The 21,777-nt window shown below is 52.7% G+C and carries 22 protein-coding genes, 1 tRNA gene and 1 other RNA gene; 18 read left to right on the top strand and 6 right to left on the bottom strand.

Annotated elements, in window-relative coordinates; translation table 11 throughout:
• The 5 genes from OGX90_RS23815 to agp form a co-directional block, all read left to right on the top strand.
• Window positions 1-189, top strand: a 189-nt coding sequence (locus tag OGX90_RS23815; RefSeq protein WP_234662442.1) for a hypothetical protein, incomplete at its 5' end; no start/stop codon positions are given.
• A complete protein-coding gene (gene tnpA, locus OGX90_RS23810; RefSeq protein WP_057069660.1) occupies window positions 146-604 on the top strand; it encodes an IS200/IS605 family transposase in 459 nt (152 codons plus the stop codon). The genes OGX90_RS23815 and tnpA, both read left to right, overlap by 44 nt.
• A gap of 213 nt (window positions 605-817) precedes the next feature.
• Entirely contained in the window at window positions 818-1,573 is a 756-nt protein-coding gene (locus tag OGX90_RS23805; protein ID WP_048214487.1) for a sulfite exporter TauE/SafE family protein, read from the top strand.
• Between the two features lie 69 nt (window positions 1,574-1,642).
• On the top strand, window positions 1,643-2,350 hold the full coding sequence (locus OGX90_RS23800; RefSeq protein WP_071444950.1) for an ArsR/SmtB family transcription factor: 708 nt from the start codon (window positions 1,643-1,645) through the stop codon (window positions 2,348-2,350).
• A gap of 87 nt (window positions 2,351-2,437) precedes the next feature.
• Window positions 2,438-3,679, top strand: coding sequence for a bifunctional glucose-1-phosphatase/inositol phosphatase (gene agp / locus OGX90_RS23795; RefSeq protein ID WP_032942934.1), 1,242 nt, complete (start codon window positions 2,438-2,440; stop codon window positions 3,677-3,679).
• A 37-nt stretch (window positions 3,680-3,716) separates the two neighbouring features.
• On the opposite strand, the gene OGX90_RS23790 is transcribed toward agp, so the two are convergent.
• Window positions 3,717-3,944: a YccJ family protein gene (locus OGX90_RS23790; protein WP_003036015.1), complete on the bottom strand. Its 228-nt coding sequence runs from the start codon at window positions 3,942-3,944 to the stop codon at window positions 3,717-3,719.
• A gap of 20 nt (window positions 3,945-3,964) precedes the next feature.
• Window positions 3,965-4,561, bottom strand: a complete 597-nt coding sequence (gene wrbA / locus OGX90_RS23785; protein WP_003832057.1) for an NAD(P)H:quinone oxidoreductase — start codon at window positions 4,559-4,561, stop codon at window positions 3,965-3,967.
• Window positions 4,562-4,947: 386 nt separating this feature from the next.
• Between wrbA and OGX90_RS23780 the strand changes: the two genes are divergently transcribed.
• The 3 genes from OGX90_RS23780 to rutR all read left to right on the top strand — a co-directional run bounded on the left by OGX90_RS23780 (window position 4,948) and on the right by rutR (window position 6,894).
• Window positions 4,948-5,121, top strand: coding sequence for a con-10 family general stress protein (locus tag OGX90_RS23780; RefSeq protein WP_003036022.1), 174 nt, complete (start codon window positions 4,948-4,950; stop codon window positions 5,119-5,121).
• 161 nt (window positions 5,122-5,282) lie between these two features.
• A complete protein-coding gene (locus OGX90_RS23775; RefSeq protein WP_003832060.1) occupies window positions 5,283-6,197 on the top strand; it encodes a DMT family transporter in 915 nt (304 codons plus the stop codon).
• Window positions 6,198-6,255: 58 nt separating this feature from the next.
• On the top strand, window positions 6,256-6,894 hold the full coding sequence (rutR, locus tag OGX90_RS23770; protein WP_003036026.1) for an HTH-type transcriptional regulator RutR: 639 nt from the start codon (window positions 6,256-6,258) through the stop codon (window positions 6,892-6,894).
• On the opposite strand, the gene OGX90_RS23765 is transcribed toward rutR, so the two are convergent.
• Together OGX90_RS23765 and putA are read right to left on the bottom strand one after the other, a co-directional pair.
• Entirely contained in the window at window positions 6,891-7,286 is a 396-nt protein-coding gene (locus OGX90_RS23765; RefSeq protein ID WP_234692936.1) for a lysozyme inhibitor LprI family protein, read from the bottom strand. The genes rutR and OGX90_RS23765 overlap by 4 nt on opposite strands.
• Window positions 7,287-7,345: 59 nt before the next feature.
• Entirely contained in the window at window positions 7,346-11,308 is a 3,963-nt protein-coding gene (putA, locus tag OGX90_RS23760) for a trifunctional transcriptional regulator/proline dehydrogenase/L-glutamate gamma-semialdehyde dehydrogenase (protein ID WP_057067492.1), read from the bottom strand.
• 422 nt (window positions 11,309-11,730) lie between these two features.
• On the opposite strand from putA, the gene putP reads away from it, so the two are divergent.
• The 6 genes from putP to phoH all read left to right on the top strand — a co-directional run bounded on the left by putP (window position 11,731) and on the right by phoH (window position 18,072).
• Complete coding sequence (putP, locus tag OGX90_RS23755; protein ID WP_032942939.1) at window positions 11,731-13,239, top strand: sodium/proline symporter PutP; 1,509 nt, start codon at window positions 11,731-11,733, stop codon at window positions 13,237-13,239.
• A 213-nt stretch (window positions 13,240-13,452) separates the two neighbouring features.
• On the top strand, window positions 13,453-14,286 hold the full coding sequence (gene efeU / locus OGX90_RS23750; protein WP_003036041.1) for an iron uptake transporter permease EfeU: 834 nt from the start codon (window positions 13,453-13,455) through the stop codon (window positions 14,284-14,286).
• Window positions 14,287-14,344: 58 nt separating this feature from the next.
• Window positions 14,345-15,472, top strand: coding sequence for an iron uptake system protein EfeO (efeO, locus tag OGX90_RS23745; RefSeq protein ID WP_234692937.1), 1,128 nt, complete (start codon window positions 14,345-14,347; stop codon window positions 15,470-15,472).
• Between the two features lie 5 nt (window positions 15,473-15,477).
• Window positions 15,478-16,761, top strand: coding sequence for an iron uptake transporter deferrochelatase/peroxidase subunit (efeB, locus tag OGX90_RS23740; RefSeq protein ID WP_008784328.1), 1,284 nt, complete (start codon window positions 15,478-15,480; stop codon window positions 16,759-16,761).
• Between the two features lie 247 nt (window positions 16,762-17,008).
• Window positions 17,009-17,305 (top strand): hypothetical protein, encoded by a 297-nt coding sequence (locus OGX90_RS23735; protein WP_172111178.1) that lies wholly within the window; start codon window positions 17,009-17,011, stop codon window positions 17,303-17,305.
• On the top strand, window positions 17,284-18,072 hold the full coding sequence (phoH, locus tag OGX90_RS23730; protein ID WP_032942942.1) for a phosphate starvation-inducible protein PhoH: 789 nt from the start codon (window positions 17,284-17,286) through the stop codon (window positions 18,070-18,072). Before OGX90_RS23735 ends, phoH begins: the two co-directional genes overlap by 22 nt.
• Window positions 18,073-18,215: 143 nt before the next feature.
• Here the strand turns inward: phoH and OGX90_RS23725 are convergent.
• Window positions 18,216-18,351, bottom strand: a non-coding RNA gene (locus OGX90_RS23725) — RtT sRNA.
• A 44-nt stretch (window positions 18,352-18,395) separates the two neighbouring features.
• A tRNA-Ser gene (locus OGX90_RS23720) sits at window positions 18,396-18,483 on the bottom strand.
• A gap of 236 nt (window positions 18,484-18,719) precedes the next feature.
• Here OGX90_RS23720 and ghrA point away from each other — a divergent pair.
• From ghrA to OGX90_RS23700, 4 genes are all read left to right on the top strand, one after another.
• Window positions 18,720-19,658 (top strand): glyoxylate/hydroxypyruvate reductase GhrA, encoded by a 939-nt coding sequence (ghrA, locus tag OGX90_RS23715; protein WP_057067489.1) that lies wholly within the window; start codon window positions 18,720-18,722, stop codon window positions 19,656-19,658.
• A 210-nt stretch (window positions 19,659-19,868) separates the two neighbouring features.
• The gene (locus OGX90_RS23710) at window positions 19,869-20,606 is read left to right on the top strand and encodes a phosphatase (RefSeq protein WP_008784332.1); all 738 of its coding nucleotides are present in this window, start codon (window positions 19,869-19,871) and stop codon (window positions 20,604-20,606) included.
• 23 nt (window positions 20,607-20,629) lie between these two features.
• Window positions 20,630-21,184, top strand: a complete 555-nt coding sequence (locus tag OGX90_RS23705) for a TorD/DmsD family molecular chaperone (protein ID WP_003832084.1) — start codon at window positions 20,630-20,632, stop codon at window positions 21,182-21,184.
• 101 nt (window positions 21,185-21,285) lie between these two features.
• Window positions 21,286-21,768, top strand: coding sequence for a DUF1097 domain-containing protein (locus OGX90_RS23700; protein ID WP_032934412.1), 483 nt, complete (start codon window positions 21,286-21,288; stop codon window positions 21,766-21,768).
• The last annotated feature ends 9 nt before the right edge of the window (window positions 21,769-21,777 follow it).

Below are 21,777 nucleotides of genomic sequence, written 5' to 3'. Positions count from 1 at the left end.
TTGTGCACAGAAAACCCCCAGCTAGGCTGGGGGTTCCGGAAAGCTTTCAGCTTTGGGCCAGTTATTAAAACCCCTTTTGATTTGTTAAAACACCTTGCGGTCTGGCAACTGCAAGGGTTAAACAAGAAATCAAAAGGGGGTCCCAATGGGGGACGAAAAGAGCTTAGCGCACACCCGATGGAACTGTAAATATCACATAGTTTTTGCGCCCAAATACCGAAGACAAGCATTCTACGGGGAGAAACGTAGGGCGATAGGCAGCATCTTAAGAAAGCTGTGTGAGTGGAAAAACGTGCGGATCCTGGAAGCGGAATGCTGTGCAGATCATATCCATATGCTTGTGGAAATCCCGCCCAAAATGAGCGTATCCGGTTTTATGGGTTATCTGAAAGGTAAAAGCAGTCTGATGTTGTATGAGCAGTTTGGTGATATGAAGTTTAAATACAGGAACAGGGAGTTCTGGTGTCGTGGGTATTACGTAGATACGGTGGGTAAGAACACGGCAAGGATACAGGAATACATAAAGCACCAGCTTGCAGAGGATAAAATGGGCGAGCAGTTATCGATCCCTTATCCGGGTAGCCCGTTTACGGGCCGTAAGTAACGAAGTCTGATGCAAATGTCAGATCGTATGCGCCTGTTAGGGCGCGGCTGGTAACAGAGCCTTATAGGCGCATCAGAAAAACCTCCGGCTATGCCGGAGGATATTTATTATGGCGTCGCCCTCCCCAGGAAGGCATATTTCGTTGCCTGACGAAGCAAACACAGTGATTAACGTCCAGAATCTGTCATCTTCTCTTTTCCAGGAAAGTGCAACATGACGAGTTCTTTAGCGTTTGGACCCGCCCTGGTGGTGATGATTGCCGCCACATTTGTCCTCGCCGGGATGGTGAAAGGCGTTACGGGTATGGGGTTACCCACCGTGGCAATGGGGATCCTCGGATCGCTTATTTCGCCAGTTGCCGCGGCGGCCATGCTGTTATTGCCTTCGCTGATAAGCAATTTGTTCCAGTTTGGCGGCGGTGGAAATACACGCCAATTACTCAAACGACTGTGGCCAATGCTGCTGACAGTAGTGGTGGCGACACTGCTTGCCAGCGCCTGGATTACCGGTGGTGACACCACCCGAACTCAGTTTGCACTCGGCGTAGCGCTGGTGGCCTACGCTATCTGGACGCTGGCGGGAAAGAAAATCGCGGTGGCCCCGCAGCGTGAAAAACCGTACTCCCTCGTTATTGGATTTGTGACCGGCTTATTGACCGGCGGAACCGGGGTGTTTGTGATGCCCGCCGTGCCCTGGATCCAGTCCCTCGGCTTTGAGAAAGATGAACTGGTGCAGGCGCTCGGGATCTCTTTTACCTTTTCGACCCTGGCATTGGCGCTGGGTCTGTGGTGGCACAACGCGCTGCCCATACAATCGCTAAGTTTGTCGGCTTTGGCCATTGTTCCTGCGCTGATTGGCCAATGGATAGGTACCCGTGTGCGAAGGGTTATTTCTCCGCTCGTGTTTAAACGCTGTTTTCTGTTTTGTCTGGTCGGGTTGGGGACAGAGATGATGCTGCGTGCTGTGTGACCGGTGCGGTGACTTTGCGCGACTTTCATGGCATCGTTAATTCAGAGATTCAGGGCCAATGAGGTCGTTATGGCATCCGTGATGTTACATGAAGAAGAAGGCGATCTGGAGTCGAAAATGGCACTCACTGCGGCAGTGATGGCCGATAAATCGCGCTCACGTATGTTGTGCGCCCTAATGGATGGCTGCGCCTGGACTGCAACTGAGCTCAGCGCGGTGGCGGATATATCCGCGTCGACCGCCAGCGCGCATCTGGCGCGTCTGTGCGAACAACGTTTTGTTGTCGCGTTGGCGCAGGGCAGACATCGTTATTTTCGCCTTGCAGGTTCCGATATCGCTGAACTGCTGGAACGCCTGATGGGCGTTGCGTGGGCGACATCAACGCCCCGCAGAATCACTACACCGCCAGGTTTGCGGCATGCCCGCACCTGCTACGACCATCTCGCCGGAGAGGTCGCGGTGAGGTTGTTCGATACGCTGGTTTCCCGTCAGTGGTTAACGCCGGATGGTGAAACGCTGACTCCTCTTGGGCAGGAAAAGCTGGCACAGATGGGGATTGTCCTGGCGGCTGGCTCATCCCGGCGGAAGTTAACCTGCGGTTGTCTGGACTGGAGCGAACGACGTTATCATCCTGGTGGTGTGCTTGGCGCAACGCTGCTGCGCTGGTTCAGTGAACAGCGATGGATAAAAACCGAACAGGGCAGCCGTCATGTCATCTTCACACCTCTTGGCATTCGTAAACTCGAAACCGAGTTTGGTGTTAAAACGACACGCTAGATGGTCTGTTTTGCGAAAGCGTTCCCGGAAATATGTCATATTTCTGTCACACTCTGTTGTGATTGATAACAACAAGAGGTCGTAGGGATGAATAAATCGTTAATCGCCACAGCCGTGGCAGGGGCTGTCTTATTGTCAACCGCCGCGCAGGCGCAGACCGCGCCGGAAGGCTATCAGCTTCAGCAAGTATTGATGATGAGTCGGCATAACTTACGCGCACCTTTAGCCAATAATGGCAGCGTTCTTGAGCAGTCCACCCCCAAACAATGGCCAGAATGGGATGTCCCCGGCGGACAACTCACTACTAAAGGCGGTGTGCTGGAAATCTATATGGGCCACTACATGCGAGAGTGGCTGGCAGAGCAGGGGATGGTGAAATCGGGCGAATGCCCGGCACCGAACACGGTCTATACCTATGCTAACAGCCTGCAGCGTACGGTCGCCACGGCGCAGTTCTTTGTTACCGGTGCTTTCCCTGGTTGCGATGTTCCGGTCCATCATCAGGAAAAAATGGGCACCATGGATCCCACCTTTAACCCGGTGATCACCGATGATTCCGCCGCCTTCAGCCAGCAGGCCGTTCAGGCCATGGAGAAAGAGCGCAGCAAAATGCAGCTCAACGATAGCTATCAGTTGCTTGAGCAAATGACCGACTACAAAGACTCTCCGTCCTGCAAAGAAAAACAGCAGTGTTCCCTGACCGATGCCAAAGATACGTTTAGCGCGAAGTACCAGCAGGAGCCAGGCGTTTCGGGGCCGCTGAAGGTGGGAAATTCGCTGGTTGATGCCTTCACGCTGCAATATTACGAAGGCTTCCCGATGGACAAGGTTGCCTGGGGCGAGATTAAATCCGATCAGCAGTGGAAGGTTCTGTCGAAGCTGAAAAACGGCTATCAGGATAGCCTGTTCACCTCCCCGGAAGTGGCGCAGAACGTCGCCAAACCGCTGGTGAAATATATTGATAATGCGCTGGTTACTGAACGCACGAAAGCACCGAAAATAACCGTGCTGGTGGGGCATGATTCAAATATCGCTTCGTTGCTCACCGCGCTGGATTTTAAACCGTACCAGCTTCACGATCAGAACGAGCGTACGCCGATTGGCGGGAAGATTGTCTTTCAGCGCTGGCATGACAGCAATGCAAATCGTGATCTGATGAAAATCGAGTATGTGTATCAGAGCTCGCAGCAGTTGCGTAATGCAGACGTTCTGACGCTGAAATCCCCGGCGCAGCGCGTAACGCTGGAGCTGAAAGGATGTCCGATAGATGCGGATGGTTTTTGCCCGATAGATAAGTTCGATAGCGTGCTGAATGAGGCGGCTAAGTAAAAGAAAACTCCCCCGTGTTCGCGGGGGAGTCAGCGCGCTAGACGTTTTTGCGTTCGATAGTCTGTTCACCCCAAAAGAGCGAATCTTTGTCTGTTTTTTCAAAGGCTTTGATGAGTACCTCATCGCTACCTTCTTCCCAAATTTTTTCCGCCAGTTTCTCGTCATAATGTGCGACTTCAAAAATGGCTTCGGCTATTTCCGGCGATGTATTGCGCAGACTTGCCCATTCGCCGACGCGATGGGCTTTCGCTTCTTGAGTTGGCATTCGAATCCTCCTGTTGAAGATTAGCCGTTGAGTTTTACTGCCAGACCTGCGACATATTCACCCTGATAGCGGGCGATAGATAATTCTTCCTGACTTGGCTGGCGGGAGCCGTCGCCTCCGGCAATGGTGGTTGCACCGTAAGGGGTACCGCCGCGAACTTGAGAGACATCAAACAGCTCTTGCGCCGCGTAACCGATAGGTACAATCACCATCCCATGGTGGGCAAGCGTAGTCCAGGTTGATGTAATGGTTTGTTCCTGACCGCCGCCGGTTCCCGTTGAGCTGAATACGCTGGCGAGTTTGCCGTACAGGCCGCCAGAGGCCCACAGCCCGCCAGTCTGGTCGAGGAAGGTACGCATCTGACCGGACATATTGCCAAAGCGCGTGGGAGTACCAAAAATGATGGCGTCGTAATCAGCCAGTTCTTGTGGGGTTGCGACTGGTGCGTTTTGTGTTTTGCCGCCAGCCTTAAGGAAAATCTCGGGCTGCATGGTCTCTGGTACACGCTTAATAATCACTTCCGCGCCATCTACCTTATTTGCGCCTTCTGCGACTGCGTGGGCCATAGTTTCAATGTGTCCGTACATGGAATAATAAAGCACCAGAACTTTTGCCATTTTACACTACTCCTCGAGTTAACCGTGTCCGTAGCGATTCGCTACCTACCTTTAAAGATATGACGTACTGTCAGGAGTGCAAATTTCACAATCACTTCTTTGATTTATAACAATTTTTATAACAACCTGCTTTGTAGCAAAATGATACATATTTAACCGGGTAGAATTCGGTAGTCATAAGAAAGACTTATTGATTTCTTATGGTGATTATTTCTTTGTCACTCCTGATCCTGTTGCAGGATATTACAGTTAGCGTCTGCCCTGGCCACGCTTCACTATGCTTATTCCCACGCAGTTATTTTCAGGGCCTCGCCCGTAACGCTGCGTGAGGTATCACTCCTCAGTACCTATGCAATATGATGTCTAATCAATGACGGAGGTCAGTAATGGCAAACCATCGGGGCGGTTCCGGCAACTTTGCGGAAGACCGCGAAAGAGCATCAGAAGCAGGTCGAAAAGGTGGCCAGCACAGCGGGGGCAACTTCAAGAATGACCCGCAACGCGCTTCAGAGGCAGGCAAAAAAGGGGGCAAAAATAGTCACGGCAACAACAAATCGTAATTGTCGGGCTATCTGTCAGATATGTCGTGACGGCTGAGAGTCAGAGACAGACGTTACGTAGCCACCGCCGCCGGGTCTTTCCGGCGGTTTTTTTTGTCTGCAAGGTTGAACTGTAACAAAACGCAACGCAGACTAATGACATTCAGTTAATCGGGTGTCTCATGTCATTACTTTCTCGTTATTCCTTCTCTGTTAAACCTCAGGAAGCGATCCTCATTGTGATCACCATGTTCTGGGGTGGCACGTTTTTGGCGGTGCAATATGCCGTTACCCTGAGCGGCCCTTTTTTCTTTGTCGGTGTGCGTTTTGCCACTGCCGCTCTGGCGGTCGCGCTTTTGTCGTTACACACACTGCATAAGCTGACGTGGCTGGAAGTTAAAGCAGGGGTTGCAATCGGTATCGCAATTGCGCTGGGTTATAGTCTGCAAACCTGGGGGTTACAGTTTATTCCCAGCAGTAAATCGGCGTTTATTACCGCGATGTACGTACCGTTGGTGCCGCTTTTACAATGGTTGTGTCTGGGACGCATGCCAGGTCTGATGCCGTGCGTCGGCATTGTGCTGGCCTTTATCGGATTGATTTTTCTTGCCGGACCGGGAGGCAATTTACTGGCTTTAGGCGAAGGCGAGTGGATCACGCTTGCCGGTGCGGTGGCGATTGCGGCAGAAATTATCCTGATTAGCGCGTGGGCGGGAAAAGTGGATGTACGTCGGGTAACGGTAGTGCAACTGGCAACCGCTTCGATAGTGGCGTTTATGGCGATGGGACCGGCCGGAGAGACCGTACCACCAATGTCTACCGGATTGCTGGTGGTGGCGCTGGGGCTGGGGATTTTTAGCGCGATTATTCAGGTCACCATGAACTGGGCGCAGCGCAGCGTTTCGCCGACGCGCGCGACGGTTATTTATACCGGTGAACCGGTGTGGGCGGGGATCTTTGGCCGTCTGGCGGGTGAACGCTTACCGCTACTTGCATTGCTTGGTGCGGCATTCATTATTGTTGGCGTACTGGTCAGCGAGCTGAAGTTCAAAAAGAAAAAAGCGCTTGGACAAGAGGCGCCGCCGGAATCGCTTTAATTTAACCATTCACCGCGTGATTTGGTATGCTGACGCCCTCACAAGAAGGAGAGGGCGCATGGTCCAACGCGCAGAGAAAAAAACAGGTAAGCGCTCGCAGGCCGTCAGTGCAAAACGCCAGGCCATCTTAACCGCGGCATTAAATATCTTCTCCCAATATGGGATCCACGGCACGCGCCTGGAGCAGGTGGCAGAGCAAGCGGGCGTGTCAAAAACCAATCTACTTTATTACTACCCGTCAAAAGAGGTGCTTTATATCGCCGTTTTACGGCAGATCCTCGACATCTGGCTGGCTCCATTGAAAGCTTTTCGCGAAGACTTTGCGCCGCTGGTGGCCATTAAAGAATACATTCGCCTTAAGCTGGAAGTGTCGCGCGATTACCCTCAGGCCTCACGGCTGTTTTGTATGGAGATGCTGGCCGGAGCGCCTTTATTGATGGCAGAACTGGAGGGGGATCTTAAAACGCTAATTGATGAGAAATCCGCGCTGATTGCCGGTTGGATCAAAAGCGGAAAACTGGCTCCGGTCGATCCGCATCATCTGATTTTTATGATTTGGGCTTCAACTCAGCACTACGCCGATTTTGCCCCACAGGTAGAGGCGGTGACGGGCGCAACGCTGCGTGATGAAGCCTTTTTTAACCAAACGGTGGAGAGCGTACAGCGGATGATTATTGAAGGGATCCGCGTGCGTTAACTGGCCGGCGGTAACGGGCAGCTTAAATCGCCTTCTTCACACTGTAAGAGCGAGGCGAGAAACGCTTCGCGCTCGTTGGTCTTATCCGTCAGGCACTGGCTGGAAATCATCGCCTGAACGCTACCGCCTTCAGTGCCAGAACTGATTAACACACAGTCCGCATCGCGCAAAGTTATCCAGGATATTTGCGCTTTTTTCAGTAAATCGCGCTGGGTTGGGGCGGCGCGCTTCAGCGCATTCTGATAAGTTTCATTAAGTTTGGCGTCGGCCGCTTTATACTGCTCTGCCGCACAGGTGTTCATCTCAATCTGCGTGTTCGCGTTGGCGCAGTCATCCGCCAGCGCCTGGCCGCTCAGCAGCAGCGCTGCACATGTCAGTACGATTCGTTTCATGCTTCCCTCTGGCTTCATAAAAAAAGGCCCCGTTACCGGAGCCTTAATTAACCACAACCTTAGCCGATTGTCATCAGGCTGGCGTTCCCCCCAGCAGCGGCGGTATTGACGCTCAGGGAGCGCTCAATATACAACCTTTCCAGCAGGATATTGCTTTCGCCGCGGGCAAAGCCCTGGACCGACACAATCGCCCCTTCGCGGGCCGCCACCGCTTCACACAGTGCGCGAAGCTGATCGGAATCACCGTGGAAAATAACCGCATCAAACGGCTGCGTAGTGATGTTGTCTGCTTTGGCAAACTGGATGCGCCCGGAAACTACTGCTGGCAGGCGTTTTGCCAGGTCGCGATGGAATGTATCATCCGGCCACAGAATTAAGCTACCAACGGAAGTTACAGCGGCAACCTGTACCAGCGCATCCTGTTCATCATCGGCGATACACAGCACGCGTTCGCGCGGCAACAGCGTCCAGGTATTGCGCTCGCCGGTGGGTCCTGGCAGCAGGCGTTGCGTTCCGGCCTGCGCCAGTTCACCAAACTGTTGGCAGAGCGCACGCAGTGCTGGACGATCGGTTGCCCATTCGCTAAGCGCTTCCAGCGGCTGAACGAGCGCCGTTTTAAGCTGTGCATCGACAGGGTATTCGGCATCCTGACGGGCAAGCGTAATGCCTAACGCATTTTCCGGACGGTTTGCCAGCAGGCGGTACAGATACAGCGGTCCACCCGCTTTTGGCCCGGTTCCTGACAAGCCTTCGCCACCGAATGGTTGCACTCCGACGACGGCGCCGACCATATTGCGGTTAACGTACAGGTTCCCCACATGTGCCGAACCTGTGACCTGGGCGATGGTTTCATCGATACGGGTGTGCACGCCCAACGTCAGGCCGTAGCCGGAGGCATTAATTTGCTCAATCAGACTGCCCAGATTGTTGCGGGTGTAACGCACAACGTGCAGTACCGGACCGAACACCTCTTTTTGCAATTCGTCGAAGCTTTCCAGCTCGATAAGCGTCGGCGCGATAAAGGTACCGCTTTGCCATTCACGCGCATCGTCGCTGTTTTCGCGCGCGGCCTGGAACACCGGACGCCCTTTGGCGCGCATGGCCTGAATATGGCGCTCAATATTGGCTTTGGCTTCTTCATCGATTACCGGTCCAATATCGGTGGTCAGGCGGCCCGGGTTACCCATGCGACATTCCGCCATTGCGCCACGCAGCATTTTCAGCGTATGGTCGGCGACATCGTCCTGCAGACACAGGACGCGAAGCGCGGAGCAGCGCTGTCCGGCGCTGTCAAAGGCAGAAGCCAGAACGTCGACCACGACCTGTTCCGTTAACGCAGAAGAGTCGACGATCATGGCGTTCATCCCGCCGGTTTCGGCGATAAGCGGGATTGGACGCCCCTGAGCATCCAGGCGGGTCGCGATATTACGTTGCAACAGCGTGGCGACTTCCGTTGAGCCAGTAAACATGACGCCGCGTACGCGCTCATCGGAAGTGAGTTGCGCCCCCACCGTTTCGCCCTGGCCGGGCAACAGTTGCACCACGCCTGGCGGTACACCTGCTTCGAGTAAAATTGCAATACCCTGGGCGGCAATCAGCGGAGTTTGTTCCGCGGGTTTTGCCAACACGCTGTTGCCCGCCGCCAGCGCAGCGGCAATCTGCCCGGTGAAAATGGCCAGCGGGAAGTTCCAGGGGCTGATACAGACCACCGGCCCTAACGGACGATGGGTTTCATTATCGAAGTCATCGCGGACCTGACCGGCATAATAGTGCAGGAAGTCTACCGCTTCGCGCACTTCCGCAATGGCGTTGCTGAAGGTTTTGCCCGCTTCGCGCACCAGAATGCCAATTAACTGCTGCATCTGGCCTTCCATCAGAACGGCGGCGCGATGCAAAATAGCGGCGCGCTCTTGTGGCGGTGTGGCGAACCAGATCGGCGCGTTATTTACCGCGTTCTGCAATGCCTGTTCCACTTCGCTGTGAGTCGCTTCACGCACGTAACCGACAATGTCTTTCGGTTCGGCTGGGTTGACGACTGGGGTCATTTCACCGTCAGCAACCGGATGTTCGAGCATCGGTTTAGCGTGCCATTTTTGCAGCGCGCTGTTGAGCAGGGCGGAGGACAGTGAGGCCAGACGATGTTCGTTCGCTAAATCCAGTCCGCCTGAGTTTTCGCGGCCTTTACCGTACAGGTCACGCGGCAGGGCAATCTTCGGATGTGGCAGACCAGCCTGGCCTTCCTGCTGCGCCAGTTTTTCAACGGCTTCGACCGGATCGGCGACCAGTTCATCCAGCGGCAGGGTAGTGTCTGCAATGCGGTTGACGAACGAGGTGTTGGCGCCGTTTTCCAGCAGACGACGCACCAGATATGCAAGCAGCGTTTCGTGTGTGCCGACCGGTGCATAAATGCGGCATGGACGGTTCAGTTTGCCATCGGCAACTTTACCGGTGACCTGCTCATACAGCGGTTCGCCCATACCGTGCAGGCACTGGAACTCGTACTGACCCGGATAGTAGTTTTGACCGGCCAACTGATAAATCGCCGCCAGCGTATGGGCGTTGTGGGTGGCGAACTGCGGGTAGATCAGATTCGGCACCGCAAGCAGTTTTTTCGCACAGGCCAGATAGGAAACGTCGGTGTAGACCTTACGGGTATAGACCGGATAACCTTCCAGACCGTCCATTTGCGCACGTTTGATTTCGCTATCCCAGTAGGCGCCCTTAACCAGACGGATCATCAGGCGACGGCGGCTGCGCGTGGCGAGATCAATCAGGTAGTCGATAACATACGGGCAGCGCTTCTGGTAGGCCTGAATAACAAAGCCGATACCGTTCCAGCCCGCGAGTTCAGGTTCAAAGCACAGTTTCTCCAGCAGATCGAGGGAGATCTCCAGTCGGTCGGCCTCTTCAGCATCGATATTGATACCGATGTCGTACTGGCGGGCCAGCAGAGTAAGCGACTTCAGACGCGGATAGAGTTCATCCATCACGCGGTCATACTGCGCGCGGCTATAACGCGGATGCAGCGCTGACAGCTTGATAGAAATGCCCGGCCCTTCATAGATGCCGCGACCATTTGAGGCTTTACCAATGGCGTGGATTGCCTGTTGGTACGAAACCATATAAGCCTGGGCATCGGCGGCAGTCAGAGCCGCTTCACCCAGCATGTCGTAAGAGTAGCGGAAACCTTTTTCTTCCAGTTTACGGGCGTTAGCCAGCGCTTCGGCGATAGTCTCTCCGGTGACGAACTGCTCGCCCATCAGGCGCATTGCCATGTCGACGCCTTTACGCACCAGTGGTTCACCGCTTTTACCGATAATACGGTTGAGTGAGCGTGAGAGGCTGGCTTCATTATGCGTAGAAACCAGACGACCGGTAAACAACAGCCCCCAGGTCGCCGCGTTGACGAACAGGGACGGGCTACGTCCAATGTGCGACTGCCAGTTGCCGTTGCTGATTTTGTCGCGGATTAACGCATCGCGGGTTGCCTTATCTGGAATACGCAGCAGGGCTTCGGCCAGGCACATCAGCGCGACCCCTTCCTGCGAAGAAAGTGAGAATTCCTGCAATAAACCCTGTACCATCCCGGCGCGGCCGCTGGCGGTCTTTTGGTTACGCAGTTTGTCAGCCAGATCGTACGCCAGCTTGTGCGCTTGCTCCGCAATGGGTTGCGGCAGACGAGCCTGTTCCATCAGCATCGGCACAGCATCGGTTTCGGCTCGGCGGTACGCGGCGGTGATTGCTGCGCGGGAAACTGACTGCGGCAGGATCTGTTCGGCAAATTCCAGGAAAGGCTGATGCGCTTCATTCTGCGGCGTGGTTGACTCCTCACCCTCATTCGCGGCACCCGCCAGCAGGGCCGGCAGTTCAGGAAGCGCGTCGTCATTTTCCAGTCTTTCGAGATAATTAAAGATGGCTTGCTTGATCAGCCAATGTGGCGTGCGATCGATTCGTGATGCTGCTGTTTTAATACGCTCGCGAGTGGCGTCATCCAGTTTAACCCCCATCGTGGTGGTTCCCATGCCGTTTACTCCTGTTGTACTGAAATACGGGTCTGATAGTTACCGAGAAATATCCACTATGTTGCAACTTTGTGCAACCGTGTTAAATGTGACTTGGTTTGCAAGCTTGGAAATGAATGAAATGTTAATAAATGTGAGTCTTATGATGTGGGCTGTAAAAATTACAGAATCTTTTTCTCTGCGGTAGTTAACACTTTTAAAAGGTGCAACCGAAAAAAATGTGAGAGAGTGCAACCTACAGAAAAATGCTATCTACTCTGGATCAAATTTGATGTAAATGGTGTGTTAAATCGATTGTGAATAACCATCGCTTCCGGCAGGATACGGTCGCCCTGGTCAACATAGATATCTTTGCCACGTTCCGGCAGGGTAATAAAACGGCAAGCCACGGCATTGCTGATACATAATTTTGGAGAGTTTTGATGGCTATTAGCACACCGATGTTAGTGACATTCTGTGTCTATATTTTTGGCATGATATTGATAGGGTTTATTGCATGGCGTTCAACCAAAAACTTTGACGATTACATTCTGGGTGGACGCAGTCTGGGTCCATTCGTGACCGCGTTATCCGCCGGGGCATCTGACATGAGCGGCTGGTTGCTGATGGGTCTGCCTGGCGCGATTTTCCTGTCGGGGATTTCAGAAAGCTGGATCGCCATCGGCCTTATTTTGGGCGCCTGGATCAACTGGAAGCTGGTGGCCGGACGTTTACGCGTACACACCGAATACAATAACAATGCGCTGACGTTACCGGATTACTTTACCGGTCGCTTTGAAGATAAAAGCCGAATTCTGCGTATTATCTCCGCGCTGGTTATTCTGCTGTTTTTCACCATCTATTGTGCTTCCGGTATTGTGGCAGGGGCTCGTCTGTTTGAAAGCACCTTTGGCATGAGCTACGAAACAGCACTGTGGGCGGGCGCGGCCGCGACGATCATTTATACCTTTATTGGTGGTTTCCTGGCGGTTAGCTGGACCGATACCGTCCAGGCCAGCCTGATGATCTTTGCTTTGATCCTGACGCCGGTGATGGTAGTCATTGGCGTGGGTGGATTCGACGATTCGCTGGAAGTGATTAAACAAAAGAGCATTGAGAACGTGGACATGTTCAAAGGGCTGAATTTTGTTGCCATCATTTCCCTGATGGGCTGGGGTCTGGGCTACTTTGGTCAGCCGCATATTCTGGCGCGCTTTATGGCTGCAGATTCCCACCATAGCATCGTTCATGCTCGCCGCATTAGCATGGCCTGGATGATTCTGTGTCTGGCAGGTGCTGTGGCCGTGGGCTTCTTTGGTATTGCTTACTTTAACAACAACCCACAGCTTGCCGGTGCCGTTAACCAGAACGCCGAGCGTGTGTTTATTGAACTGGCGCAAATCCTGTTCAACCCGTGGATTGCCGGTATTCTGCTGTCTGCTATCCTCGCTGCGGTTATGTCGACCCTGAGCTGCCAGCTGCTGGTGTGCTCCAGCGCAATCACCGAAGATTTGTACAAAGCGTTCCTGCGTAAAAATGCCAGCCAGAAAGAGTTGGTGTGGATTGGCCGCATCATGGTGTTGGTCGTGGCGCTGGTGTCTATCGCGCTGGCGGCGAACCCGGAGAACCGCGTACTTGGTCTGGTAAGCTACGCCTGGGCGGGCTTCGGCGCTGCGTTTGGTCCGGTAGTCCTGTTCTCCGTAATGTGGTCGCGTATGACCCGCAACGGCGCGCTGGCAGGGATGATCATTGGTGCGGTGACGGTAATCGTCTGGAAACAGTTTGCCTGGCTGGGTCTGTATGAAATCATCCCGGGCTTTGTTTTCGGCAGCATCGGTATTGTGGTCTTCAGCCTGTTGGGTAAAGCGCCTTCAACTGCTATGCAGCAACGTTTTGCCGAGGCTGATGCGCATTATCACTCAGCTCCGCCATCGCGTTTACAGGCAGAATAATCTGCCTCAGTCTTCAAGCCCGCCGCGTGCGGGCTTTTTTATTGCTTCCGTTGTAAACCTGCTATAACCATTACCCGCCTGGCTTTTTACATTCAGTCATCATTCTCAAAACATTCTTCTTGAGTTTTTCTTTGCTGTAATGATAATCACTATCACTGTAATTTACTTTTCTTTTCATCAATTGACTGAGAATAACGTTTAAGGGTTCTTCGCATGTTTGTTCCATTTCTAATTATGTTGCGCGAAGGGTTAGAGGCCGCGCTGATTGTCAGCCTGATTGCCAGCTACCTGAAACGGACTCAGCGTGGTCGATGGATTGGTGTGATGTGGATTGGTGTTCTGCTGGCGGCGGCGTTATGCCTGGCGTTAGGGATTTTCATCAACGAAACCACCGGTGAATTTCCGCAAAAGGAACAGGAGCTTTTTGAAGGCATCGTGGCGGTCATTGCCGTGGTGATCCTCACCTGGATGGTGTTCTGGATGCGTAAAGTTTCGCGCAACGTCAAAGTCCAGCTTGAACAGGCTGTCGATAACGCGTTGCAACGCGGCAACCATCACGGCTGGGCGCTGGTGATGATGGTCTTTTTTGCTGTTGCCCGTGAAGGGCTGGAGTCGGTGTTCTTTCTACTGGCAGCATTCCAGCAGGATGTAGGTATCTGGCCGCCGTTAGGCGCGATGCTCGGGCTGGCTACCGCGGTGGTTCTGGGTTACCTGATTTACCTCGGCGGTATTCGCCTCAACCTCGGGGCATTCTTTAAATGGACCAGCCTGTTCATTTTGCTGGTGGCTGCCGGTCTTGCCGCTGGGGCAATCCGCGCTTTCCACGAAGCCGGGTTGTGGAATCATTTTCAGGATGTGGCGTTTGACCTGAGCAGCGTGCTGTCGACGCATTCACTGTTTGGCACATTGATGGAAGGCATTTTCGGCTATCAGGAAGCGCCAAGCGTTAGTGAAGTCGCTGTCTGGTTTATCTACCTGATTCCGGCGTTGATTATGTTTGCGTTACCGCCGCGTTCAGGCACTACGGCATCGCGTACCGCACCTTGATAAAAACGCGATGCAGAATACTTTTTAGTTACAACATACTTATTTATAGGGATAGGTTATGACGTTTAATTTTCGCCGTAGTGCGCTGCAGCTAGGTATCGCCGCGCTGTTTGCCTCCGCTTTTAATGCACAAGCTGCCGATATTCCGCAGGTGAAAGTCACGGTTAACGACAAACAATGTGAACCGATGACTATCACGGTTAATGCCGGGAAAACGCAGTTCATCATCCAGAACCATAGCCAGAAAGCGCTGGAGTGGGAGATCCTCAAAGGCGTTATGGTGGTTGAAGAGCGCGAAAACATTGCACCAGGCTTTAGCCAGAAAATGACCGCTAACCTCCAGCCTGGCGAATATGATATGACCTGCGGTCTGTTGACTAACCCGAAAGGCAAACTGATCGTAAAAGGTAGCGCAACGGCGGATGCCGCGCAAAGCGATGCTCTGCTGAGTCTGAGCGGCGCGATTACCGAATACAAAGCCTATGTGACAGCCGAAACCGCACAGTTGGTTGCGGGCACTAAAGCCTTTACCGATGCGATTAAAGCAGGCGATCTGGAAAAAGCAAAATCCCTGTATGCGCCAACCCGTCAGCACTACGAGCGTATTGAACCGATTGCTGAACTGTTCTCCGATCTCGACGGCAGCATTGATGCGCGGGAAGATGATTACGAACAAAAAGCCGCCGATCCGAAATTTACCGGCTTCCATCGTCTGGAAAAGGCGCTGTTTGGTGACAATTCCACCAAAGGTATGGATAAGTACGCCGACCAATTAAACAGCGATGTTCTTGACCTGCAAACGCGTATTAGCGAGCTGGCTTTCCCACCGTCTAAAGTTGTTGGCGGGGCAGCAGGACTGATTGAAGAAGTTGCTGCCAGCAAAATCAGTGGGGAAGAAGATCGCTATAGCCATACCGATCTGTGGGATTTCCAGGCCAACGTCGATGGTGCGCAGAAAATTGTCGATCTCTTGCGTCCTCAGTTGCAAAAATCCAATGCTGAACTGCTTGCGAAGGTGGATGCGAACTTCAAAAAGGTCGATACCATTCTGAGCAAGTACCGTACCAAAGACGGCTTTGAAACCTATGACAAACTGACTGATGCCGATCGTAATGCACTGAAAGGGCCAATCACGACGCTGGCGGAAGATTTGTCGCAATTACGCGGTGTTCTGGGTCTGGATTAAGCACTATGCAGCAAGATAATGAAAACGGCGTGAGCGAACCGTCACGCCGACGTTTACTGAAAGGGATGGGCGCCCTGGGTGGGGCGCTGGCGCTGGCGGGTGGGTGTCCGGTTGCCCACGCGCAAAAACCACAAAGCGCGCCGGGCACGTTGTCTCCGGATGCACGTAGTGAAGCGCAGCCGTTTTATGGTCAGCATCAGGCGGGGATCCTGACGCCGCAGCAGGCATCAATGATGCTGGTGGCGTTCGATGTTCTCGCCAGCGATAAGGCCGATCTTGAGCGTTTATTCCGGTTGCTGACCAGCCGATTTGCGTTTCTGACCACCGGTGGACCGGCGCCGGATACGCCGAATCCGCGTCTCCCCCCTATGGATTCAGGTATCCTCGGCGCATACATTGCGCCAGACAACCTGACGATGACGTTGTCAGTCGGCTCCTCGCTGTTTGATGAACGCTATGGACTGAAATCGCAGATGCCGAAAAAGCTGCAAAAAATGACCCGTTTCCCGAATGATTCGCTGGATGCGGCGCTGTGCCATGGCGATGTGCTGCTGCAGATTTGTGCCAACACCCAGGACACCGTCATCCACGCGTTGCGCGATATCATTAAACATACGCCCGATCTCCTTAGCGTGCGCTGGAAACGTGAAGGTTTTATTTCCGACCACGCCGCACGTAGTAAAGGCAAAGAGACCCCGGTCAATTTGCTTGGCTTTAAAGACGGCACCGCGAATCCGGACGCTACGGATGCGAAGTTGATGCAAGACGTGGTGTGGGTTACGGACGGGCAGGGCGAGCCTGCCTGGGCGCAAGGCGGAAGCTATCAGGCCGTCAGGCTCATTCAGTTTCGCGTTGAGTTCTGGGATCGTACACCGCTGAAAGAGCAGCAAACGATTTTTGGTCGCGATAAACACACCGGCGCACCGCTGGGTATGCAGCATGAGCATGATGTGCCTGACTATGCCAGCGATCCTGAAGGCGAGGTGATTGCGCTCGACAGCCATATCCGTCTCGCAAATCCGCGTACGAAAGAGACCGACTCCAGCCTGATGATGCGTCGTGGCTACAGTTATTCGCTCGGTGTGACTAATTCCGGTCAACTGGATATGGGGCTGTTGTTTGTCTGCTATCAACACGATCTGGAAAAAGGTTTTTTGACAGTGCAGAAACGTCTGAACGGTGAAGCGCTGGAAGAATATGTCAAACCGATTGGTGGGGGATATTTCTTTGCTTTGCCGGGTGTTAAAACTGCAGATAATTATCTGGGACAGTCTCTGCTTGAAGCCTGATGATTATGCCCCGCAGTACAGCGGGGTTTTTCCTGACATCTTGATGAAGGAACAAACTATTTTTTATGATCGGTATGCGACTGAAATAATTCTGTCATCTTTCTGCAAGAGACTGTCTCTGGTGATAAGATAGAATTTAAGTTAACAACAAGTAAAAATATTGTTGCATTAGCGAAAGGTTATGATGTACTTATAAGTAATAGCGGTAGTTCCCGGCGGTGATTGTCATTCACTATGGAGATCGCGAATGGAAAAGTCCTGTATTGGACACGTTTTTCACAGTAACAGCAGTACCTTACGCGGACGTTTCTCTTCCGGTAGCCTCCTCGTCACCGCTAAATCTCTCTCTCATTCACTTCTTATCTTCGCAACTGACGCCCTGTACGGTGCGCGTAGCTGTGCGTGGCGTCTTATCCGAAAGCAAGCAATGGCTTACAAGGAAGCCAACCCTCAGATGTTCGTGCGCATAATCGTGCCGCCAACGGCGCGTGTGATGTATACCTACAACTCAAGGTGCTATCCATGGGAAGACAAAAAGCAGTGATCAAAGCTCGTCGTGAAGCAAAACGTGTGCTGAGGCGGGATTCGCGTAGCCATAAGCAACGTGAAGATGAATCGGTCACCTCGCTTGTGCAGATGGGCGGCGTAGAAACGATTGGTATGGCGCGTGACAGTCGCGACGCCTCGCCAATCACGGCGCGGAATGAAGCTCAGGCGCACTACCTGAATGCTATCGAGAGTAAACAGCTGATCTTCGCCACCGGTGAAGCCGGGTGTGGTAAAACCTGGATCAGCGCGGCAAAAGCAGCAGAGGCCCTGATCCATAAAGATGTGGACAGGATCATTGTAACCCGTCCAGTTCTGCAAGCTGATGAAGACCTCGGCTTCTTACCTGGAGATGTTTCCGAGAAGTTTGCTCCCTATTTTCGCCCCGTGTATGACGTGCTTGTCAAACGGCTGGGAGCCTCCTTCATGCAATATTGCCTGCGACCTGAGATTGGTAAGGTGGAAATCGCGCCGTTCGCCTATATGCGTGGACGTACCTTTGAAAATGCAGTGGTCATTCTTGACGAGGCTCAGAACGTCACTGCTGCGCAAATGAAGATGTTTTTGACCCGCCTCGGGGAGAATGTGACGGTGATTGTGAATGGGGATGTGACCCAGTGCGATCTACCAGCCCACGTTCGCTCAGGGCTTAGCGATGCGCTGGCCCGTTTCGAAGAAGATGAGATGGTTGGGATTGTTCGTTTCAATAAAGACGATTGCGTCCGCTCTGCGCTCTGTCAGCGGACGCTCAACGCTTACAACTGATAAGTACTCTGTCTTCAAGGCCCGGGAAACCGGGCTTTGTTGTTTGACGTTAACACATGACCGGTCGGGGCTTCTCATCCCCCCGTAGATGTGCAATATGTGAAAAAAAAAACCGTACTTGCGTACGAGCTCTTCTTAAAATATGGCGGTGAGGGGGGATTGACTCGCTTTGCTCGCCCTTCGGGCAGCCCACTCACTCCGTTCGCGGTCTGTCCAGCTGGCTGCGCCAGCAGTCGAACCCCGGTCGGGGTTTCTCATCCCCCCGCAGATGTGCAACATGCGAAAAAAAAGCCCGTACTTGCGTACGAGCTCTTCTTAAAATATGGCGGTGAGGGGGGGATTCGAACCCCCGATACGTTGCCGTATACACACTTTCCAGGCGTGCTCCTTCAGCCACTCGGACACCTCACCATATTGTTGTTCCTGTGCTACCGGAACGGGCGCTAATGTAGGGGAAACACCGCCCCGCCGTCAATCAACTTTTTGAAAAAAATGTGCATTTACACAAACTTCAAGCAACATGGAGCATAAATAAGCGGGAATTGTTTTTTTTGCCAGCATCCTAAAATTTGCTACTCTGATGTTCCCTCGAAAAATGATGATAATAAGTGCGAGAAAGTTCCGCACAACAATGTTCAGGAGACAATATGGATATAATTTTCTATCACCCAACATTCGATACGACCTGGTGGATTAATGCGTTGGCAAAGGCAATACCTGGTGCGAACGTACGTGAGTGGAAAGCGGGTGATAATGCACATGCTGACTATGCGCTGGTCTGGCATCCGCCGGTTGAAATGCTCGCAGGACGAAAATTAAAAGCCGTATTTGCGCTGGGCGCGGGCGTCGATTCTATTCTCAGTAAACTCAATGCTCATCCGGAAATGTTGGATGCGTCGATCCCGCTTTTCCGTCTGGAAGATACGGGTATGGGCCTGCAAATGCAGGAATATGCTGTCAGTCAGGTGCTGCACTGGTTTCGTCGCTTTGATGATTATCAGGCATTGAAAAATCAGGCGAAATGGCAGCCGTTGCCAGAATATACTCGCGAGGAGTTTACCGTCGGGATCATGGGGGCTGGGGTATTGGGCGCAAAAGTTGCCGAAAGCCTGCAGGCATGGGGATTCCCACTGCGCTGCTGGAGTCGTACGCGTAAATCCTGGTCTGGCGTGGAAAGCTTCGCCGGTACTGAGGAACTGGGCGCGTTTTTGAGTCAAACTCGCGTGCTGATCAACCTTCTGCCTAATACGGCAGAAACCGTAGGCATTATTAACGCTGATTTACTTAGCCAATTGCAGGATGGCGCCTACGTGCTGAACCTTGCACGCGGTGTTCATCTCAATGAAGACGATCTTCTGGCATCGCTGGAAAGCGGCAAGGTGAAGGGGGCCATGCTGGATGTTTATAGTCGTGAACCGCTGCCAGAAAACAGCCCATTATGGAAACATCCGCGTGTGGCGATGACGCCACATATTGCCGCAGTTACCCGTCCGGCAGAAGCGGTGGACTATATCTCCCGCACGATTATGAACCTGGAGAGCGGGCAAGTCGTAACAGGTCAGGTCAATCGCGTTCGGGGATATTGATGGTAACCCGGCAAGTACCGGGTTTCAGCTAAAATACCCGTCATACTTCAAGCTGCATGTGCGTTGGCTACGGTTGTTCACCCGAATCACTTACTTAAGTAAGTGATTCGGGAATCACTCCCTTGCCACCTGCCTGCGACTCGAATTTTTAGGGTATTAATGGCGGCGATACCTGCTATCCTTGACGGAAAATGACTACAGGAGAGAGTTATGTATCCCGTTGACCTGCATATGCATACCGTCGCCAGCACCCACGCCTACAGCACCTTAAGTGATTACATCGCGGAAGCTCGTCGCAAAGGCATCAAGCTATTTGCCATTACCGATCATGGACCGGACATGGCGGATGCGCCTCACCACTGGCACTTTATCAATATGCGTATTTGGCCGCGTGTCGTGGATGGCGTGGGGATCCTGCGCGGAATAGAAGCCAATATTAAGAATATTGAAGGTGAAATTGACTGTTCAGGTCCGATGTTTACCTCCCTGGACCTCATTATTGCGGGCTTCCATGAGCCGGTTTTTGCACCTCACGATAAAGACACCAATACCCAGGCAATGATAGCTACGATGGCCAGCGGTAATGTGCACATCATAAGTCATCCGGGAAATCCCAAATATCCTGTTGATATTAAAGCAATTGCGCAGGCGGCGGCAAAGTACCAGGTTGCACTGGAAATCAATAACTCTTCGTTTTTGCATTCGCGTAAGGGCAGTGAGGATAATTGCCGTGCGGTTGCTGCGGCTGTGCGTGATGCTGGTGGCTGGGTGGCGTTAGGGTCGGATTCACATACCGCTTTCACGCTGGGAGAATTTGGCGAATGCCGTAAAATCCTGGATGATGTTAATTTCCCTGAAGACAGAATTTTAAACGTCACACCTAAACGTCTATTGGCGTTTCTGGAATCGCGAGGCATGGAGCCGATCGCGGAATTTGCTGAACTGTAATTGTTACTAACTGGAATATATCAATGAACGAGTTTTCTATCCTGTGTCGTGTACTGGGCTCGCTGTTTTACCGCCAACCGCAGGACCCTTTACTGGTTCCCCTGTTTACCCTGATTAGTGAAGGTAAACTGTCCGCCAACTGGCCGCTGGAACAGGACGAACTGCTCACCCGTTTACAGAAGAGCTGCGATATGCCCCAGTTGGCTGCAGATTACAACGCGCTGTTTGTCGGTGACGAGTGTGCAGTGCCGCCTTATCGTAGTGCCTGGGTAGAAGGGGCGAAAGAATCCGATGTTCGTGCATTTCTTTCAGCCCGGGGCATGCCGCTTGCTGATACACCGGCAGATCACATTGGTACGCTGTTGCTGGCGGCTTCATGGCTTGAAGACCAGTCTGCGGAAGATGAAAGTGAGGCGCTTGAAACCTTGTTTGTAGACTACTTGCTGCCCTGGTGCGGTACGTTCCTTGGTAAAGTTGAAGCGCACGCGAACACGCCTTTCTGGCGTACGATAGCACCGCTGACGCGTGATGCCATTGGTGCGATGTGGGACGAATTGCAGGAAGATACAGACGAATAAATGTGACGCTCGTCACTTAAAGGTGCAACTCAATTTATAAGCTTGCATAAATTGTGTGCGCGATCTCATTACCATGCCGTTTTTCTGCTAAGATGCGCGGCATGAACATACTTCTCTCAATTGCAATCACAACGGGCATTCTCTCCGGGATCTGGGGATGGGTGGCCGTTTCTCTTGGTTTACTCAGTTGGGCTGGCTTTCTGGGTTGCACGGCTTATTTCGCTTGCCCGCAAGGTGGGTTAAAAGGACTGTGGATCTCGGCGTGTACGCTGCTAAGCGGTGTGGTGTGGGCGTTGGTGATTATTAACGGTAGTGCGCTTGCTCCGCATATGGACATTATTGGTTATGTCATGACAGGAATTGTCGCGTTTCTGATGTGTATCCAGGCAAAGCAATGGTTGCTTTCATTTGTACCGGGCACGTTCATTGGCGCATGTGCAACATTTGCAGGGCAGGGGGACTGGCGACTGGTTGTTCCGTCATTGGCATTGGGTCTGGTATTCGGCTATGCGATGAAAAACAGTGGTCTGTGGCTGGCATCTCGCCGTGAAAATAGAATATCGTCGACGCTGACCAGTAAATAAAAAAGCGTG

Origin of the sequence: Citrobacter sp. Cpo012 (assembly GCF_030333015.1) — a bacterium.
GTDB lineage: Bacteria > Pseudomonadota > Gammaproteobacteria > Enterobacterales > Enterobacteriaceae > Citrobacter > Citrobacter portucalensis.
The sequence above is the reverse complement of the archived record's forward strand: the minus strand, read 5'-3'. Positions and strand labels throughout refer to the sequence as shown.

Bases quoted from the DNA above. Each gene is read 5' to 3' on its own strand.
- OGX90_RS23705 (WP_003832084.1), top strand. From the start codon at position 20,630: ATGAACGAGTTTTCTATCCTGTGTCGTGTACTGGGCTCGCTGTTTTAC.
- OGX90_RS23805 (WP_048214487.1), top strand. From the start codon at position 818: ATGACGAGTTCTTTAGCGTTTGGACCCGCCCTGGTGGTGATGATTGCC.
- OGX90_RS23765 (WP_234692936.1), bottom strand. From the start codon at position 7,286: ATGAAACGAATCGTACTGACATGTGCAGCGCTGCTGCTGAGCGGCCAG.
- OGX90_RS23710 (WP_008784332.1), top strand. From the start codon at position 19,869: ATGTATCCCGTTGACCTGCATATGCATACCGTCGCCAGCACCCACGCC.
- OGX90_RS23780 (WP_003036022.1), top strand. From the start codon at position 4,948: ATGGCAAACCATCGGGGCGGTTCCGGCAACTTTGCGGAAGACCGCGAA.
- ghrA (WP_057067489.1), top strand. From the start codon at position 18,720: ATGGATATAATTTTCTATCACCCAACATTCGATACGACCTGGTGGATT.
- OGX90_RS23735 (WP_172111178.1), top strand. From the start codon at position 17,009: ATGGAAAAGTCCTGTATTGGACACGTTTTTCACAGTAACAGCAGTACC.
- rutR (WP_003036026.1), top strand. From the start codon at position 6,256: ATGGTCCAACGCGCAGAGAAAAAAACAGGTAAGCGCTCGCAGGCCGTC.
- efeB (WP_008784328.1), top strand. From the start codon at position 15,478: ATGCAGCAAGATAATGAAAACGGCGTGAGCGAACCGTCACGCCGACGT.
- efeO (WP_234692937.1), top strand. From the start codon at position 14,345: ATGACGTTTAATTTTCGCCGTAGTGCGCTGCAGCTAGGTATCGCCGCG.
- tnpA (WP_057069660.1), top strand. From the start codon at position 146: ATGGGGGACGAAAAGAGCTTAGCGCACACCCGATGGAACTGTAAATAT.
- OGX90_RS23775 (WP_003832060.1), top strand. From the start codon at position 5,283: ATGTCATTACTTTCTCGTTATTCCTTCTCTGTTAAACCTCAGGAAGCG.
- OGX90_RS23700 (WP_032934412.1), top strand. From the start codon at position 21,286: ATGAACATACTTCTCTCAATTGCAATCACAACGGGCATTCTCTCCGGG.
- putP (WP_032942939.1), top strand. From the start codon at position 11,731: ATGGCTATTAGCACACCGATGTTAGTGACATTCTGTGTCTATATTTTT.
- agp (WP_032942934.1), top strand. From the start codon at position 2,438: ATGAATAAATCGTTAATCGCCACAGCCGTGGCAGGGGCTGTCTTATTG.
- OGX90_RS23790 (WP_003036015.1), bottom strand. From the start codon at position 3,944: ATGCCAACTCAAGAAGCGAAAGCCCATCGCGTCGGCGAATGGGCAAGT.
- OGX90_RS23800 (WP_071444950.1), top strand. From the start codon at position 1,643: ATGGCATCCGTGATGTTACATGAAGAAGAAGGCGATCTGGAGTCGAAA.
- phoH (WP_032942942.1), top strand. From the start codon at position 17,284: ATGGGAAGACAAAAAGCAGTGATCAAAGCTCGTCGTGAAGCAAAACGT.
- putA (WP_057067492.1), bottom strand. From the start codon at position 11,308: ATGGGAACCACCACGATGGGGGTTAAACTGGATGACGCCACTCGCGAG.
- efeU (WP_003036041.1), top strand. From the start codon at position 13,453: ATGTTTGTTCCATTTCTAATTATGTTGCGCGAAGGGTTAGAGGCCGCG.
- wrbA (WP_003832057.1), bottom strand. From the start codon at position 4,561: ATGGCAAAAGTTCTGGTGCTTTATTATTCCATGTACGGACACATTGAA.